The organism is Parabacteroides sp. CH2-D42-20 (assembly GCF_003670185.1).
Lineage (GTDB): Bacteria > Bacteroidota > Bacteroidia > Bacteroidales > Tannerellaceae > Parabacteroides > Parabacteroides distasonis.
Window position 1 is genome coordinate 45,482 of sequence record NZ_RAYG01000011.1, and the last position, 17,471, is coordinate 62,952.

The 17,471-nt window shown below is 43.9% G+C and carries 19 protein-coding genes and 3 tRNA genes; 13 read left to right on the plus strand and 9 right to left on the minus strand.

Annotation, left to right across the window (positions count from 1 at the left end):
* Positions 1–10: 10 nt before the first annotated feature.
* The 6 genes from D7V92_RS08275 to D7V92_RS08300 all read right to left on the minus strand — a co-directional run bounded on the left by D7V92_RS08275 (position 11) and on the right by D7V92_RS08300 (position 4,946).
* Positions 11–1,795: a gamma-glutamyl-gamma-aminobutyrate hydrolase family protein gene (locus D7V92_RS08275; protein ID WP_121772671.1), complete on the minus strand. Its 1,785-nt coding sequence runs from the start codon at positions 1,793–1,795 to the stop codon at positions 11–13.
* A complete protein-coding gene (gene gyrB, locus D7V92_RS08280) occupies positions 1,788–3,743 on the minus strand; it encodes a DNA topoisomerase (ATP-hydrolyzing) subunit B (RefSeq protein WP_012056068.1) in 1,956 nt (651 codons plus the stop codon). Before gyrB ends, D7V92_RS08275 begins: the two co-directional genes overlap by 8 nt.
* Before the next feature lie 171 nt (positions 3,744–3,914).
* Positions 3,915–3,989 (minus strand) — tRNA-Glu (locus D7V92_RS08285).
* Positions 3,990–4,057: 68 nt separating this feature from the next.
* Positions 4,058–4,312, minus strand: a complete 255-nt coding sequence (gene rpsT / locus D7V92_RS08290) for a 30S ribosomal protein S20 (protein ID WP_005859369.1) — start codon at positions 4,310–4,312, stop codon at positions 4,058–4,060.
* Positions 4,313–4,353: 41 nt separating this feature from the next.
* Positions 4,354–4,425, minus strand: a tRNA-Glu gene (locus D7V92_RS08295).
* A gap of 116 nt (positions 4,426–4,541) precedes the next feature.
* Positions 4,542–4,946, minus strand: a complete 405-nt coding sequence (locus D7V92_RS08300; RefSeq protein ID WP_005859368.1) for a DUF2721 domain-containing protein — start codon at positions 4,944–4,946, stop codon at positions 4,542–4,544.
* 77 nt (positions 4,947–5,023) lie between these two features.
* Here D7V92_RS08300 and recO point away from each other — a divergent pair, with 77 nt between their 5' ends.
* The 4 genes from recO to D7V92_RS08320 all read left to right on the plus strand — a co-directional run bounded on the left by recO (position 5,024) and on the right by D7V92_RS08320 (position 6,810).
* The gene (recO, locus tag D7V92_RS08305) at positions 5,024–5,749 is read left to right on the plus strand and encodes a DNA repair protein RecO (RefSeq protein ID WP_034530164.1); all 726 of its coding nucleotides are present in this window, start codon (positions 5,024–5,026) and stop codon (positions 5,747–5,749) included.
* A 187-nt stretch (positions 5,750–5,936) separates the two neighbouring features.
* Positions 5,937–6,008: transfer RNA gene (locus D7V92_RS08310), tRNA-Arg, on the plus strand.
* Between the two features lie 180 nt (positions 6,009–6,188).
* Entirely contained in the window at positions 6,189–6,485 is a 297-nt protein-coding gene (locus D7V92_RS08315) for a nucleotidyltransferase family protein (protein ID WP_005865085.1), read from the plus strand.
* Positions 6,469–6,810 (plus strand): DUF86 domain-containing protein, encoded by a 342-nt coding sequence (locus D7V92_RS08320; RefSeq protein WP_121772672.1) that lies wholly within the window; start codon positions 6,469–6,471, stop codon positions 6,808–6,810. The genes D7V92_RS08315 and D7V92_RS08320 overlap by 17 nt, the downstream gene beginning before the upstream one ends.
* 10 nt (positions 6,811–6,820) lie before the next feature.
* On the opposite strand, the gene D7V92_RS08325 is transcribed toward D7V92_RS08320, so the two are convergent.
* Complete coding sequence (locus D7V92_RS08325) at positions 6,821–7,693, minus strand: DMT family transporter (RefSeq protein WP_036633345.1); 873 nt, start codon at positions 7,691–7,693, stop codon at positions 6,821–6,823.
* Positions 7,694–8,095: a hypothetical protein gene (locus D7V92_RS08330; RefSeq protein ID WP_008772763.1), complete on the minus strand. Its 402-nt coding sequence runs from the start codon at positions 8,093–8,095 to the stop codon at positions 7,694–7,696.
* Between the two features lie 97 nt (positions 8,096–8,192).
* Here D7V92_RS08330 and D7V92_RS08335 point away from each other — a divergent pair, with 97 nt between their 5' ends.
* Both D7V92_RS08335 and D7V92_RS08340 read left to right on the plus strand, forming a co-directional pair.
* Positions 8,193–8,606: an ATP-binding protein gene (locus D7V92_RS08335; RefSeq protein ID WP_005859341.1), complete on the plus strand. Its 414-nt coding sequence runs from the start codon at positions 8,193–8,195 to the stop codon at positions 8,604–8,606.
* An 11-nt stretch (positions 8,607–8,617) separates the two neighbouring features.
* The gene (locus D7V92_RS08340; RefSeq protein ID WP_005859339.1) at positions 8,618–8,929 is read left to right on the plus strand and encodes an STAS domain-containing protein; all 312 of its coding nucleotides are present in this window, start codon (positions 8,618–8,620) and stop codon (positions 8,927–8,929) included.
* Between the two features lie 57 nt (positions 8,930–8,986).
* Here D7V92_RS08340 and D7V92_RS08345 read toward each other — a convergent pair whose 3' ends face one another.
* On the minus strand, positions 8,987–9,946 hold the full coding sequence (locus tag D7V92_RS08345; protein ID WP_008772762.1) for a hypothetical protein: 960 nt from the start codon (positions 9,944–9,946) through the stop codon (positions 8,987–8,989).
* Between the two features lie 155 nt (positions 9,947–10,101).
* Between D7V92_RS08345 and D7V92_RS08350 the strand changes: the two genes are divergently transcribed.
* The 7 genes from D7V92_RS08350 to nagB all read left to right on the plus strand — a co-directional run bounded on the left by D7V92_RS08350 (position 10,102) and on the right by nagB (position 17,355).
* A complete protein-coding gene (locus D7V92_RS08350; RefSeq protein WP_121772673.1) occupies positions 10,102–11,256 on the plus strand; it encodes a Gfo/Idh/MocA family protein in 1,155 nt (384 codons plus the stop codon).
* Positions 11,257–11,270: 14 nt separating this feature from the next.
* Positions 11,271–12,263, plus strand: coding sequence for a sugar phosphate isomerase/epimerase (locus tag D7V92_RS08355; RefSeq protein ID WP_005859333.1), 993 nt, complete (start codon positions 11,271–11,273; stop codon positions 12,261–12,263).
* A gap of 32 nt (positions 12,264–12,295) precedes the next feature.
* Positions 12,296–13,297: a metallophosphoesterase family protein gene (locus D7V92_RS08360; protein ID WP_121772674.1), complete on the plus strand. Its 1,002-nt coding sequence runs from the start codon at positions 12,296–12,298 to the stop codon at positions 13,295–13,297.
* 103 nt (positions 13,298–13,400) lie between these two features.
* Complete coding sequence (locus tag D7V92_RS08365) at positions 13,401–14,297, plus strand: diaminopimelate dehydrogenase (RefSeq protein ID WP_005867618.1); 897 nt, start codon at positions 13,401–13,403, stop codon at positions 14,295–14,297.
* Positions 14,298–14,392: 95 nt separating this feature from the next.
* On the plus strand, positions 14,393–15,226 hold the full coding sequence (gene lgt / locus D7V92_RS08370; RefSeq protein WP_005859327.1) for a prolipoprotein diacylglyceryl transferase: 834 nt from the start codon (positions 14,393–14,395) through the stop codon (positions 15,224–15,226).
* 62 nt (positions 15,227–15,288) lie between these two features.
* Positions 15,289–16,500, plus strand: coding sequence for an FprA family A-type flavoprotein (locus tag D7V92_RS08375; protein WP_008772759.1), 1,212 nt, complete (start codon positions 15,289–15,291; stop codon positions 16,498–16,500).
* Between the two features lie 42 nt (positions 16,501–16,542).
* A complete protein-coding gene (gene nagB / locus D7V92_RS08380) occupies positions 16,543–17,355 on the plus strand; it encodes a glucosamine-6-phosphate deaminase (RefSeq protein WP_005859323.1) in 813 nt (270 codons plus the stop codon).
* Positions 17,356–17,471: the final 116 nt, after the last annotated feature.

Genomic DNA, 17,471 nt, shown 5'->3' on the forward strand with positions numbered 1-17,471 from the left:
TTTTCGTTTGCTATTTGTTTGGGAAATCTTGTATAGCGGTCATAACCCTTAGCAAGTTTCCACCCCATATTTTCCGTATATCTTCTTCCGTATATCCTTCTTCTAAAAGTCGGACGGTAATGTTAATCAACTCGTTGGTAGCCGAGCAACCGATCAGTTCCCCGTCTCCGTCAAAATCCGAGCCGATTCCTACATGATCGATACCGATTAAATCCACGATATGATTGATATGGCGGATAGCGTCGCTTAAAGAAGCTTTGTCCTCTTCCTTATTGATGAATCCTTTGTATAGGCAGATTTGGGCGACACCCCCTTGAGCGGCCAGCGCTTTCAGTTGATCATCCGTTAAATTGCGAGGATGATCGCAAAGCGCACGTGCGGAAGAGTGGGAGGCTATGATTGGCGTCTCGCTCACTTCCAGTACCTGATAAAAGGTACTTTCCGCCGCATGCGAGATATCAACCATGATTCCTAACCGGTTCATTTCTTTTACCACTTCCTTACCGAAAGGACTTAGTCCTTTCCATTCTTGTTTTCCTCTAGCGGAATCACAAATATCGTTATCCCCATTATGGCATAAGGTGATATAAGAAACTCCCATATCCTTGAACATCCGTAGGTTTTCGATCTGCTTCCCTAAAGCGTACCCGTTCTCGATGCCGAGGCAGATCGCTTTTTTCCCTTGCGCCTTAATCGTCCGGATCTCTTGGGGGGTAGTCGCTATAGCCATCCGGTCCGGATGCAAGGTTTGCTGGCGTTTTACTTGATTCAGCCGTTCTATCGCATACGCTGTCGCTGCCTGTAAGGATGCCTCATCTCGTTTACCTTGCGGGATATAGGCGACCATAAAGGTTGCGTCGATACGCCCTTCTTCCATAAAAGGAAGATTTACTTTCCCTCCTTCTTTCTCCCCGATATTAAATTCACCGGGAAAGATCATCGGGGTATCTGTATGGGAATCGATCGTCACGATCCGTTGATGGATCGCTTTGGCTTTCGCGAAACGGCGGGCATTCTCGATATGGTAAGCGAATAGGGCTTTCATGGCCTCATCCCCTTGCGGAGCCATGGCCTCCGGATGCCATTGTACACCGAATATCGTTTTCTCCGTATGTTCCATAGCCTCATTGATTCCATCCGGGGCGGTCGCTGTCGCTCTAAATCCGGGGGCGACCTCTTTTACCGCTTGATGGTGGAAAGAGTTGACAAGGATTTGTTCTTCTCCATTGAAAATAGTACGTAGGCGGTTCATTCCCGGTTCGAGTGTTACCGTATGCGACGGATATTCCCGAGCCAATGTCTGGCTGTGTTTCAATAGAGCATGATTGGCTTGTGAATGGATGTCTTGATAGACACTTCCTTCGAACGCTACATTCATGATCTGATGCCCCCGGCAAATACCCATGATCGGAATTTGTCGGTTAGCGGCCAAGCGAAGCAATATCAAATCGTATTCGTCACGTAACGTATCTACGTCTTGCAATTGCGGGATAGGCTCCTCATGCAAATAGAGCGGATTGATGTCTCCACCCCCGCTCATAACTAATCCGTCTAGTTCGGAAACCAGTACGGTCAATGCTTTCAGATCCGTGATCACCGGGATAAGTACCGGGGCTCCCCCTGCGTCCAGCACGGCTTGCACGTAGGTCTCGGCTATACAGGAAAGTCCGTCTCTCCGGTTAGCGGATATTCCTATTCGGGGAGGTTGAAGGCTTTCTTTAGCCGGTATATAATTATCAACTTCTTTGTATAGGGCCTCTAGATTCGGACGACGGACTTTCATGATTTTAAGCATCTATGTTAGCATATGTAGCGTTTTCCTCGATAAACTCGCGGCGAGGGCCTACGTCTTCACCCATCAACATGGCGAAGATTTGGTCAGCCTCGGCTGCGTTGTCGATCGTGATCTGCTTTAACGTACGGTTTTCCGGGTTCATGGTCGTATCCCACAATTGATGGTCGTTCATTTCTCCCAAACCTTTGTATCGTTGTGTATGGATCGAGTTCTCGTTGCCTCCTCCATATTTTAAGATGAACTGCTGACGTTGTTGCTCGGTCCAGCAGTATTCCTCAACCTTACCTTTCTTACACAAATAGAGGGGAGGAGTCGCCAGATACACATATCCGTTCTCGATCAAGGAACGCATACGGCGGAAGAAGAAGGTCAAGATCAATGTGGCGATGTGGCTACCGTCCACATCGGCATCGGTCATGATAATCACCTTGTGGTAACGCAGCTTCTCCATGTTCAACGCTTTCGGGTCATCCTCCGTACCGACGGTTACGCCCATCGCGCGATAGATGTTCTGGATTTCCTCGCTTTCGAAGATCTTATGATCCATCGCTTTCTCCACGTTCAAGATCTTACCGCGCAATGGTAGGATCGCTTGGAAGTTACGGTCGCGTCCTTGCTTAGCCGTACCACCTGCGGAGTCTCCTTCGACAAGGAACAATTCGCAGATTGACGCGTCTTTAGAGGAACAGTCCGCCAATTTACCGGGAAGCCCACCTCCTGTCAGCGGAGATTTGCGTTGTACCAATTCGCGAGCCTTACGAGCGGCATGACGGGCTTGAGCGGCCAAGATCACCTTGTCGACGATTATTTTCGCCTCTTTCGGATGTTCTTCCAAATAATAGCCTAACGCCTCACCGATCGCCATATCCACTGCACCGGTAACCTCGCTATTACCCAGCTTCGTCTTTGTCTGTCCCTCGAACTGAGGTTCGGCTACCTTGATAGAGATAACGGCGGTCAAACCTTCACGGAAGTCATCCCCTTGAATCTCCACCTTGGCTTTCTCCAATAATTTAGAATCCTCGGCGTACTTTTTCAACGTACGGGTCAGGCCACGGCGGAAACCGGCTAAGTGTGTACCACCTTCTATCGTGTTAATATCATTTACGTAAGAGAATACGCTCTCATTGTAAGAAGTATTATAAGTTAACGCCACCTCGACAGGGATACCCTGCTTCTCGGTAACGATATGGATTACGTCTGGAATCAGTTTCTCTTTAGAACGGTCGATATAGCGGACAAACTCTTTCAATCCCTCATCCGAATGGAATACCTCGGACTTGAATGAACCGTCTTCTTTCAGAACTCGCTTATCTGTCAGACGTAGCGTAATACCAGCGTTCAAGAACGCTAATTCACGCAAACGGGTAGCCAAGATATCATACTTGTATTCCGTGACCGTAAAGATAGAACCGTCCGGCTTGAAAGAGATCGTAGTACCTGTTTTATCCGTATTATCGATAACCTGTACGTCGTGCAACGGCTTTCCGCAAGAGAACTCCTGCATATGTACTTTGCCGTTCCTGCGAACTTCCGCTTTCAGATAAGTAGAGAGGGCGTTTACGCAAGATACACCCACACCGTGCAAACCACCGGATACTTTATAGGTTCCCTTGTCGAACTTACCGCCGGCGTGCAGCACCGTCAATACTACCTCCAAGGCTGATTTACCTTCTTTCTCATGAATATCCACGGGGATACCACGGCCGTCGTCGGTAACCGTGATCGAGTTGTCCTCATTGATTACCACGTCGATGTATGTACAATATCCGGCTAGCGCTTCGTCTATGGAGTTATCTACGACCTCATACACTAAGTGATGGAGACCTTTCTCGCTGGTATCGCCAATATACATGGATGGCCTTTTTCGTACTGCCTCTAACCCTTCAAGTACTTGAATACTATCTGCGGAGTACTCTGTAGAAGTATTCTTAATTTCTTCACTCATGAGTTTATCTTTCTTTAAAATCTGTAATTATCTATGTCCTCAAAAAAAATCTAACAAATGTAGTGATTTTTATCGAGATAGCGAAGTGGGGGATGTGAAAATAGCGAAAAAAGGACGGGTATAATAAAAAAGGAGAGAGATAAGCCATGAACTTATCTCTCTCCTTTTGGTTGGTAGCCCATAGGGGAATCGAACCCCTCTTTCAAGAATGAAAATCTTGCGTCCTAGCCGATAGACGAATGGGCCATTAGGTTTAAAAAAGCCGGGCTTATTGAGAGTCCGGCTTTATACTTGTAAAAGTAATTACCTTCTGCTTATGCTAGCGCGTTAACGTGCTTAGCCAACTTAGATTTCAGATTACCGGCCTTGTTCTTGTGGATAACGTTCTTTTTTGCAAGCTTATCCAACATAGAGCATACCTTAGGGAATAAAGCTTGTGCCTCATTCTTGTCTTCAGTAGCGCGCAAAACTTTCATAGCGTTTCTAGCTGTCTTTGCGTAATATCTGTTACGCAAACGTCTTGCGTTTGTCTGTCTGATTCTCTTGATTGATGACTTATGATTTGCCATTTCTAGATCTTCTCTTTATTGTTTTTTAATCCTGTTTATTGTAGCCCATAGGGGAATCGAACCCCTCTTTCAAGAATGAAAATCTTGCGTCCTAGCCGATAGACGAATGGGCCAAAATGTCAAAGCTCTCACTTATAGCGTTCTAAGAAAGTGATTTCCCGATTGCGAGTGCAAAGATAGACGATCTCTCTGAACTGGCAAAACATTTCGAAGGAAAATTTAATGCTACTCACTGTTTTAACTTCTCTTTAGAACTTATATCTTCCAGATGAATTTCCAAGGCTTTAACGGAAATATTTATTTCCCAGATACATACACATAACGACGCCGCTAATAGCAATAAGGCTATGCCAAATATCCATGCGGCGAAAACCTGCCACGATACATAAATGAAGAACATAGCGATCACGCAGAGCAGCAAACTGAGTATCCCTAATATTTGCATGGAACGGGTCAGATAGAGCCTTTTCCGCAGGTTCGCTATCTGGGCGATATCCTTGGGGTCATGGGTTTGCTGATGCTTTTCTTTCAAGGCACGCACTACGCTGGCGTATGAAAGGAAGCGATTCGTATAGGCCAACAATATCAATGATATGGCGGAAAATAATAAAGAAGGGGTCGTTAAGTCCAACATAATTCTATACTTTAATTATATGTATAACGTTAATTTGAGTATCTTTGTTCTTAATCATCGTCGCAAAGATACGAATTATGTTGTGTAAAACGAGGGGGATTGTCTTGCATACGATCCCTTACAATGATAAATATTCTATTATATATATGTATACGGAGGCGTTTGGCCGGGCCTCGTATCTGGTTAGTCGTAGCCGAGGGAAGAAAAGCACGGTATCGAAGGCTTTGTTTATACCTTTGTCCGTTCTGGAAATGGAGGTGGAGCACTTGAATAAGCGGGACTTGCACCGGATTAAGGAGACCCGCATTTGTTTTCCGCTGAATGATGTTTGTTGTGATCCGGTTAAGAATGTATTGGCGCTTTTCCTCTCGGAGGTTCTTTTTAGGGTCGTGAAAGATACGGAGCCGGATCCCCGTTTATTTGATTATTTATACGAGTCCATACATCTATTGGAGTATGCGGATAAAGGTATAGCTAATTTTCATATGGTTTTCTTGTTAGGTCTTCTCCACCATCTCGGTATTTTCCCGAATATGGAATCGCATAGGGTGGGATATTATTTCGATATGTTGAATGGGGTGTTTACGGATCATATCCCGATGCATCGGCATTATTTAAATAAGGTGGAGAGCGCTTTCTTTTCCCGTTTGCTGCGTATCAGTTTTGAGAATATGTCGCTTTATGGTTTTTCCCGGCAAGAGCGGGTCCGTATTATTCATCGTATTCTTGAGTATTACCGTCTACATCTCCCGGATTTTCCGGAAATCAAATCGTTATCGGTGATGCAAAGCTTATTTGATTGATCTATTTGATGTTATATTAGCTCTTGAAAACACGTACGTGTTTTTTGAAAAAGACGTACATGTTTTTCCGGAAACACGTACATGTTTTTTCGGAAATAATGAGAAGCTTCCGGATAGGCGGGAAAAACATCCGATAACGGTTGCCTATTTGAGGAAAAGATTATACTTTTGCAATCTCAAAAGAGTTGGTCTTGTAGTTCAACGGATAGAATAGAAGTTTCCTAAACTTTAGATCCGGGTTCGATTCCCGGCGAGACTACTTTTATTTCCTCTCTTTTTTATCAAACTTGGTCAAAACAAGTAAGTTGATCTCCTTATTGTTAAACGTTTTTTTGTCTCTTGTATAAAGAGAGAGTAAATAAAATAAGCGTTTTCTTACTGCAGGTTGTTTCTTGTGGTGAGAATATTGTTTATATTTGCGCAAGGTAATCACTAAAAGATGAAACAACAGATAATTAATAAGCTAAGAGGCTTTTTCTCTTTGCAACCAATAGAGAAAGCATGGGTGTTTGGTTCCTGTTCACGTGGAGAGGAGACGAAGGATAGCGATATTGATATTCTGGTTCGTTTTGACTCCCACGCTCGTATTACATTATTCAAGTATGCGGGTATGGTGGAAGCTCTAAGCCAATTGTTGCATCGTAAGGTTGATTTGGTGGAGGAAGGACAATTGAAGGATTTTGCCGTTTCTTCTGTAGATCGGGATAAAATATTGGTATATGAGAGAGAAGCCTAAAGACAATACACGTCTACGGCATATGCTGGAGGCGATAAATAATGTCATTGAGTTCACGACAGATGTGACTTTTGAGGAGTATTCCAGGAACAAGATATTGCGTTTTGCGGTCATCAAGAATTTGGAGATTATAGGGGAGGCGGCTTATTTGATTACAAAGGAATTTCGGGAGGAACATCAAGAGATCGCATGGAATGAGCTCATAGGCATGCGCCATGTGTTAGTGCATGGGTATTATCAGATTCGGGATGAGATAGTGTGGGGAACCATTCAAACAGATCTATTTCCGCTTAAGGATAAGATAGAACGGTTGATCTGTAAATAAGCTCAATGTATTATTTTAATAAGATGATCATGACCGATCCCGCTACCATGATAACGGAGCCAATCAATTTCTTCGTTATATTTTCCTCTTTGAATATACGGTATCCTAAGAAGATACTTACGATCGTAGAGAGTTGGAACAAGGCTAACGCATAACCTACCTCCATATGATCGAATACGTAATTGGTGGTGTATTGCATGGTGCCGATACAAAGGACCAAATAAAAGTAGGAGGAAAGATCCCGTATTTTGATTCGCTTGAATTCTTTGACAAGATGGACCTTGAAAGCGAATAAAAGAGCGAAAGAGAAAATCGCGCCAAACCAACACCAAACAATGAACGAGATGGTGGTGGATGAATATAAGATGATTTTCTTGATAAAGACCGCCTCGATAGCTGTAAGGACCATAGCCCATATCCGGTATTGAATCTCTTTCCGTTTTAAAAGAGCCAAGGAAAAATGCTCATCCATCGTATCCAAAACATAATAGCTCCCATATACGATCAGTGACATTCCTGCGATACCCCATAGGTTCGGGATCTCCCCTAATAAGAAGATACCGACAATAATACCTACTACGGATTTGTAGGAATTGATGGGGCCCAGTACCGATAGATCCCCGCATTGTAAAGCTTTTACTAAGAATCCATTCCCGGTAGCTCCCACGATTCCGGCTAGAATACAATATTTCCAGAATTCGAAAGGCAACTCAAGCCAGCGAACTTGGATCGCCGGGATGATACAGAATACGCTCAATAGTAGGAATGTCAAGAAGTTGATTAATAAAGGGTGGTTATACCGATTGGTTAATTGCTTTTGGAAAACATTACCAAGCGGATTCGATAATACCCTTAATATGATCGCAACAGAGGTGAGTATCATTTAATAGGCTTTAAACGTCACCCATTCGCCATTGTATTGACATTCAAAAGTTCGGCCGCTTATCCATATGTCCTTCAAGACCGTCTGGCCGTCTTCATAGTCCATATAAAGTATATCGGTATAGTAATTGTCCCAGTCCCAGTAGAATGGAATTTCCTCTCGATCTATGCGTCCGCTTGGGTAATGATAAATTCTTGTATCCCATCCTTTCCCATCCGGATTAAATGTAAGTTGCTGCTCACAATCTAAACCGTCTACGACAAACCAATCAGTCCATACATAATTACATAAATCATAGGTGATTTCCTCATACGGATCATAATACGGATCCTCCTCGCAACTACTGAACCCGCATAAGACGGCGATCAATAAGAATATGTTTATTAAATATCTTTTAGCCATAACTCTATACCTTTAAATACTATTCGGAGGTAAAGATACAAATTTAAGGAAAGGATATTTCTTTTTTTTATATCTTTAGCGCAAAATTTTCAGATATATGCAAAAAACATTACGCATTAAGAACGATATTCATGAGCTTTCCATGATGAATCAGTTCTTGGAGGAAGCTGGAGAAGAATTGGGATTAAGCACCGCTTTCATGATGAGCCTGAATCTGGTGATGGAAGAAGCTGTCTCAAATATAATTTTTTATGCGTATAAGGGAGATGTTGAGGATGCCGTAGACATTTCGTTGGTCAGGGAAGGTGGGGAATTGATCGTGACTTTGATAGATCATGGGATTGCTTTCGATCCGACTTTAAGAAAAGACCCTGATATTACTTTATCTGCCGAAGACCGTCCAATCGGAGGGTTGGGTATTTTCTTGATCAAGAAGATTATGGATGAGGTCTCTTATCAGAGAGTAGATGAGCGGAATGTCTTTATCATGAAGAAAAAAATAACCGAATAAAATATAAAGATATGGAAGTAGTTATTGACCAAAAAGGTGAAGAGACTGTAATTAAGATCAAAGGAAGATTGGATACGAATACGGCTCGCGAATGCGAGGAAAAGGTTTTGCCGGTATGGGAGAATCCGGGAGTAAAAGTATGTGTCGATTGTTCTGATTTGGAATATGTGAGTAGTGCGGGCCTCCGATTGTTTTTAATATTACAAAAAATGACGACTGCCAAGAAAGGGTCTTTACGTTTGATCGGTATGCGGAATGTGGTTCGTGAGACCTTTAGTTTGACGGGATTTAACGCTCTCTTCAAGATAGAAGACGCAAAATAAGTGTGAAGGTTAGGAAAAAGGTAGCCGGTGTGTCAAATTTGGTACACCGGCTTTGTATTAATCTTTTAGATCTTTGTCGATGGGGCTATCCCATTTGCCACCGTTTAATATATCAAGGGTGAAGGTATCGTCTGATTCCTTCGGGGTGTAGAGAATCCCAGTATAACGAATAATGTGATTTTTGAGAGGCAGGATGTCATTAACCTCTCTTTCCCGGGTTACTTCATTTATCTGATTTTTGGCCGAGAGGTGTGCTTTGAGCATGAATTCCGGAGCCGGGATAAACGTGAAGAAGGAATGGGAGAAATTTGTTTTCCCGATATCAGAGTCGTTAAAAGTGTCGGTTTGTGTATAAGGCGTGTTTTGAGAAATGCCATTCCCGGTGGTTAAGTCAATCTTGTTTTGATAATTGGAGACATTTATCGTGAAGCTTTTTAGGGCTTTAGGTACGGCATCGGCGGATATGAACTCTATTTTGCCGACGATTCTTTGTAAGGTGATATCTTTAATGATTCTTTCTCCCGCTTGTACTTCTTGGGTGAGAAAAAGATGAAACGTATCTGATACTTTACTGAATAGTGCGGTTTGTCCGGACACGGAGATATTCTTGTCTGAGTGGGCTAGGAAACAAATATGATAGTTGCCGGAGGGCAGTGAATCATAAATGATCGTGAAATCCGGATCTTGAGGCGTGAATTGCTTATGTTTTACCAGAATGTCCGGTTTTCCGCTTTGGTATACGATATAATCGATCCGGTTGTATAAATTATCCGGATCGATATCCGGTGTAGAAGGATCTTCCTCGGCATCGGGATTTTGGGGAATAGGCTCAGGGATATTCAGCTCGGGAATACTCTTGGTTACGGGGAAGGGTAATACTTCCTTTTGTAAATCGATCGTAAACTGTATGGGGGATAATTCCTCTTGTAGGTCGGGGTTAGGTACTTCCTTTTCCGTTCCATTACAACAACAAAAACAAAGCAGACAGGCGATAGCCACTAATTCATTTTTCTTCATAGTTGATATTTTTGGTAAATGTTTGACGCAAAGGAACGATATATTTTGTGAATTAAAAAATATTAAGCTGTTAAATTGGCGTATGCAGGGTTATTTTTCATAGCTTTGTGAATCAACAATGTAATTACCTTAGTTTAATAAAACGGAATAATACCATGAAACGAAAAATCAGAATGGGAATGGTCGGTGGAGGACAAGGCTCGTTTATCGGGGCCGTTCATCGTATCGCCGCTAATTTAGACGGACAGATCGAGTTGGTCTGTGGATGCTTCAGTTCTCGCCCGGAGAATTCATTGGCTACCGGACAATCTTTATTTTTACCGGATAATCGTATTTACGCATCTTATCAGGAAATGATAGAGAAAGAGGCCGCCCTGCCTGAAGGCGAACGGATGGATTTTGTGTCTATTGTTACCCCGAATCATGTGCATTTCGGTCCGGCCATGATGGCGTTGGAACATGGTTTCCATGTCGTACTGGATAAACCGATGACATATACCTTGGATGAGGCGAAGCAATTACGAGACAAAGTGAAGGAAACCGGAAAATTGTTTATGCTGACTCATACCTATACCGCTTACCCGATGGTGAAGGAGGCTCGGGAAAGGATACGCAGGGGGGATTTAGGTAAGATACGCCGTATTTATGTGGAATATCCTCAAGGCTGGCTATATAATGATTGCGCTGATGTTAATAAGCAGGCGGCTTGGCGGGTGGATCCCGGTCGGTCGGGCAAGGCTGGTTGCATGGGGGATATCGGGACTCATGCGTTTAATCTGGCGGAATATATAACAGGGCTGAAGGCCGTGGAATTATGCGGTGAATTGAATACCTTCGTGCCGGATCGTCTTTTAGATGATGATGGGGCGGCATTGATCCGTTATGAGGGAGGCGCGAAAGGGGTGCTGACCGCTAGCCAGATCGCCGTAGGTGTAGAGAATGGCTTGAATATTCGTGTGTATGGAGAGAAAGGTGGGTTGGAATGGCGTCAAGAAGAACCGAATACGATGGTTATGCGTTGGCCGGATCGTCCGGCGGAGATCGTCCGTACTTCCAATGGATATATGTCGGGTATCGCCGCTCATAATTCCCGTACACCGGGTGGACATCCGGAAGGCTATATAGAGGCATTCGCTAATTTGTATCGGAATTTCGCCTTGGCTTTGCGATCGATTCTGGCTGGTGAGGAACCGGCTCCTGAAACCTTGGATTTCCCTTCCGCCGAAGACGGTGTCCGTGGCATGCGGTTTATCGAGACGATTGTAGCTACCGGATCGACAGAGAATAAATGGATAAAAATAATCGACTAAAAATAATACTATATATGGCACGTCCTGTAACATTATATACCCTCCAGTGGGGAGATTTATCACTGGAAACAGTTTGTCAAAAAGCGAAAGAATTCGGATACGACGGTGTGGAATTGGGACTTCCCGATCATGTGGATGTCCGACGTACGGATACGGCTTATTATCAAGGAATCAAGGATCTGTTAAAGAAATATGACTTACGGCTTTATGCGATCTCTACCCATCTGGTTGGACAAGCTGTTTGCGATAATATCGATGAGCGTCATAAGGCAATCTTGCCGGATTACATTTGGGGAGATGGCGATCCGGAAGGGGTTCACCAACGGGCTACCGAGGAGATGATCCGGACCGCCCATGCGGCGAAGATGTTGGGAGTCGATACGGTTGTAGGTTTTACGGGTAGTTCTATTTGGCATTATTTGTATTCTTTCCCTCCGGTAACGGACGCTATGATACAAAAGGGGTATGATGATTTCGCCCGTCGCTTTACGCCCATCTTGGATGAGTTTCAGAAACTGGGTGTACGTTTTGCGTTGGAGGTACATCCTACAGAGATCGCGTTCGATACTTTTTCCGCACGTAGGGCATTGGAGGCGGTAAATAACCATCCTGCTTTCGGTTTTAACTATGATCCGAGTCATCTAGGATATCAAGGGGTGGACTATGTGGATTTCATCTATCAGTTTCCGGAGCGTATCTTCCATGTGCATATGAAGGACGTATATTGGAGTGATACCCCTAAGCAGGTGGGTATATTCGGCGGTCATGTTACTTTCGGCGATCCCCGTCGATATTGGAATTTCCGTAGCTTAGGACGAGGAAAGATTAATTTTGAGGAGATTATCCGTGCTTTGAATTCAATTGGCTATCAAGGTCCGCTTTCCGTGGAATGGGAAGATAGCGCTATGGATCGGGAACATGGGGCACGGGAATCTTGCGAATTGGTGAAGAGAGTGGATTTCCAACCTTCCGCACATGCGTTCGACGCTTGTTTCGGAAAGGAATAAATAATTATTAATTACAAAAAACACGAGATTTGATGAGTGTGAGAAAGTGGATGTTTGCCGGGGCCTTGTTATTGGCCGCCGGCTTGAGTTCTTTGGGATTTGCCCAAAAACCGGGGTTGAAGTTTAATCCGGATAAGAAGTTTAAGATTGTACAGTTTACGGACTTGCATGTGAAATGGCAAGACCCTCGTTCGGACATCGCTTTTGAGCGTATGAACCAAGTGTTGGATGACGAGAAACCGGACTTGGTGATTTTTACGGGAGATATTATCTATAGCAAGCCTGCGTTGGAAAATATGCGGAATGTATTGAAGACAGTCTCCGACCGTAAAATACCATTCTCCATTGTTTTCGGAAATCATGATAATGAGCAGGGGGCGACAAAAGAGGAGTTGCTGAAAGTAGCCGAAAGCCTACCGTATAGTTTAACGGCGGATGAGGTTCCCGAAATCTCAGGCGTGGGTAATTACGCCTTGACCGTACGTTCCTCCGACGGAAAGAAAGATGCTTTCGTCTTGTATTGCATCGATTCGAATACCTATTCAACTATCAAGGGGGTAAAAGGATACGATTATATTAAGCGTGACCAGATCGATTGGTATTGTAAGAAAAGCGCGGAGTTTACCCGGAATAACGGGGGAGAGCCGGTTCCTTCTTTGGCTTTCTTCCATATTGCGTTGCCGGAGTTTAATCAAGCGGCTTCCGATGAGAATGCCCAACTATATGGCATACGTAGAGAAAAGGCATGCGCTCCGGCCTTGAATTCCGGCTTATTTACGGCGATTAAGGAGAACGGGGACGTGATGGGTATATTTGTCGGTCATGATCATGATGACGATTATGCGGTTTGCTGGCATGATGTCCTATTGGCTTACGGCCGTTTTACCGGAGGCCCGACGGAATACATCCATATACCAAATGGAGCACGTGTGATCGAGTTGAATGAGGGAGTTCGTACCTTCAAGACTTGGATTCGTACGAAAGCCGGTGTAGAGCAGCTTACTACCTATCCGGATTCATTCGTGAAAGAGTGAGGATCTATATCATTCTGAAAATGATATAAAAACTGTATTCCTTATTGTTAAAGCTCTAAATTATATCTAACTTTGCGGTTGGTTGAAAAGTAAAAACTAAAGTATGAAGAAAATTAGAGCCGCCATCGTAGGTTATGGCAACATCGGGAAATATGTGTTAGAGGCCCTTGAAGCTGCCCCGGATTTTGAGGTAGCAGGTATTATTCGTCGTAATCCGAATGATATTCCGGACGAGTTGAAGGCATACACGGTTACTGATAGCATCACCAAGTTAGATAAGGTTGACGTAGCGGTTTTGGCTACTCCTACACGCAGCGTGGAAGAGCATGCGAAAGAGATTCTGGCTTTAGGCATCAATACGGTCGATAGTTTCGATATCCACGGAGGTATCGTGGATTTACGTCGTTCTTTGGACGCTGTAGCGAAGGCTCATAATACGGTAGCTGTAATTTCTGCCGGTTGGGATCCGGGAAGCGACTCAGTGGTACGTGCTTTGTTAGAAGCGATGGTGCCGAAAGGTATTACTTATACGAACTTCGGTCCGGGTATGAGTATGGGGCATACGGTTGCCGTGAAGGCTATCGAAGGCGTGAAAGCGGCTTTAAGTATGACGATTCCTTTGGGAACGGGCGTGCACCGTCGTATGGTTTATATCGAGGTGGAAGACGGATACGATTTCAAGCAAGTGTCTGCCGCTATCAAGGCGGATGATTATTTCGCTCATGATGAGACTCATGTAATGCAGGTTGAATGTGTTGATAACCTGTTGGATATGGGACATGGTGTGAACTTGGTTCGTAAAGGTGTATCGGGTAAGACTCAGAACCAGTTGATCGAATTCGATATGAAGATCAATAACCCTGCCTTGACTGCTCAGATCTTAGTTTCTGTCGCCCGTGCGAGCTTGAAGCAACAACCGGGTGCATATACGATGATCGAATTGCCGATAATCGATATGCTGTACGGCGAGAGAGAGAACTTAATTAGAAGACTCGTTTAATATAAGTTGATGGTTGACAGCTGGCAATTGACAGTTCGGGAAATCCTGACTTGCGATTGTCGACTGTCAATTGTCAATTGCCAACTGAAATAATTATGCTTGATTTTATTACATGGACTGCCGATCCCGCTATCTTTACCATCGGTTCCCGGGAGATTCGTTGGTATGGATTGGCTTTTGCGATCGGTTTCGCTATTGGCTATATGATTGTAGAGCGGATGTGGAAAAAAGAGGGACTGCCGCCCGCATGGATCGATTCCCTTTTGATTTATACGATGCTCGGTACGGTGATTGGTGCCCGTTTGGGGCATTGTTTGTTTTATGCGCCGGAATATTATTTAGCCAACCCGATTGAGATTTTCAAGATTTGGGAGGGAGGATTGGCTAGCCATGGTGGTACGTTAGGTATAATTATCGCCATTTATTTCTACTCGAAGCGAGTAAGCCATAAAAGTATGTTATGGGCTTTCGATAAGTTGGTGGTTCCGACAGGATTGGTTGCTGCTATGATTCGTCTGGGAAACCTGATGAATCATGAGATTTACGGTCATTCCACTGATTTGCCTTGGGGATTTCGTTTTATCGATAATTTACACGCATGGAGAATGGGGGCGGAGCCTATTTTTACAGCTCCGAGCCATCCGACGCAATTGTATGAGGCCGCTTGTTATCTGGTGACGTTCGCTATCTGTATGTGGCTATATTTCAAGAAAGAGGCATGGAAAAAGCAAGGACTTATCTTCGGCGTATTTATGATATGCGTATTCGGGTCTCGTTTCTTCATCGAATTCGTGAAAAATGACCAAGAGCCTTTCGAGGCTGGAATGATGTTGAATATGGGGCAATGGCTAAGTATCCCGTTTGTTTTGGCAGGGTGCTGGTTTGTCTGGAGAGCGCTAAGAAATGGAAAATTAAAAATTGAGAATTGAAAATTAGAGAGCACACGCTTTGTTATTTTCAATTTTTAATTATCAATTATCAATTAAAAAAGATGTACAAGTTAAAAGAAATTGCGGATAAAGTTTATTATGTAGGAGTTAATGACCGTCAAAAGGCCCTCTTCGAGAATATGTGGCCGTTGCCATACGGCGTTTCCTATAACTCGTACTTGATCGTAGACGAGAAAACCGTATTGATCGATACGGTCGATGTTTGTTACTCTGATATTTTCTTGAAAAAAGTAGCGGATGCCTTGGACGGACGTTCTTTGGATTATCTCGTGGTAAATCATATGGAGCCGGATCATGCGGGAAGTATCCGTTTGTTGCGTCAGCAATATCCGGACGTACAGATTGTCGGAAACAATAAGACTTTCGGAATGCTGGAAGGATATCATGGCATCAAGGAAGGCTTGTTTGAGGTGAAAGAGGGTGATACCTTGAATACGGGTCGTCATGAGCTTGTATTTTATATGGCTCCGATGGTGCATTGGCCGGAAGTGATGGTTACTTATGACGTTACGGATAAAATCGTATTCTCCGCGGATGCGTTCGGTACGTATGGCACATTGGATGGTGGTGTGATCGATACGGAGATGAACGTGGAGCATTATTGGGAAGAGATGATTCGCTATTACTCCAACATTGTCGGAAAATATGGAAGTCCAGTACAAAGGGCATTACAGAAGCTTTCGGGCTTGGATATCCGGACGATTTGCTCTACCCATGGACCTGTTTGGCGTGAATACGCGTCGAAAGCGATCGATATCTATGACCGTATGAGCCGCTACGAAGGTGAGGAAGGCGTGGTTATTATTTATGGCAGCATGTATGGTAACACGGAGCAGATGGCTGAGGCGATCGCCGCTTCTTTGGCTGATAATGGCATCAAGAATATCGTGATGCATAATGTTAGCAAAAGCCCTTCTTCTTATATCTTGAAAGATGTGTTCAAATATAAGGGAGTTATCGTAGGTAGCCCGACTTATAGCAATCAATTGTTCCCAGAGGTGGAAGCTGTGTTGAGTAAGATCGAGTTGCGTGAGGTGAAAAATCGTATTTTCGGTTATTTCGGGTCTTTCACATGGGCTGGAGCCGCCGTGAAACGTTTGGCGGCTTTTGGCGAGAAGATGAAGTGGGAGACTGTCGGTACGCCGGTTGAGCAGAAGCAAGGTTTAAGCGCTACTAAATACGAGGAGTGTTTAGCTTTGGGCAAGGAAATGGCTGGGAAATTGAAAACAATTAACGACAAATCTAATTTATAAACAAGAAAGTTGATACAACTTTCAATTAAAAAACATAACGTTATGAGATTAATTATCGAACCTAATTACGAGCAACTCTCAAAATGGGCTGCCAATTATGTAGCAGCGAAGATCAAAGCCGCGAATCCAACCGCTGAAAAACCATTCGTACTGGGCTTGCCTACCGGATCTTCTCCGCTGGGTATGTACAAGAACCTGATTGAATTGAACAAGCAGGGTGTCGTATCGTTCCAGAACGTGATCACTTTCAATATGGATGAGTATGTCGGCCTTCCGAAAGATCATCCGGAAAGCTATCATTCTTTCATGTGGAATAATTTCTTCAGTCATATCGATATCAAACCGGAGAACGTAAATATCTTGAATGGTAACGCCGAGGATTTGGAGGCTGAGTGTGCGTCTTATGAGGCTCGCATGAAAGCGGTCGGTGGCGTAGACCTGTTCTTGGGTGGTATCGGTCCTGATGGCCATATCGCGTTCAATGAGCCGGGTTCATCTTTGAGTTCTCGTACTCGTATCAAGACGTTAACTACAGATACGATTATCGCTAACTCCCGTTTCTTTGATAATGACGTGAATAAAGTTCCGAAGACTTCTGTAACGGTTGGTGTAGGTACGGTTCTTGACGCTAAGGAGGTATTGATCATGGTAAATGGTCATAACAAGGCTCGTGCGTTGCAACAAGCCGTTGAGGGCGCCGTGAACCAAATGTGGACAATTACCGCCTTGCAGTTGCATCCGAAGGGAATCATTGTTTGCGATGAGGCGGCTTGCGCGGATCTTAAGGTAGGTACTTATAACTATTTCAAGGATATCGAGAAGGATCATCTTTGTCCTTGTTCATTGCTAAAATAAACGAATCTCAGATAGGGCTTTCTTTGAATGCCCATCATAAGGAGTTAAGAATGCCCATTGTAAGGAGTTTACGATGGGCATTCTTATAACCTTACGATGGGCATCGTTGTTTTAGG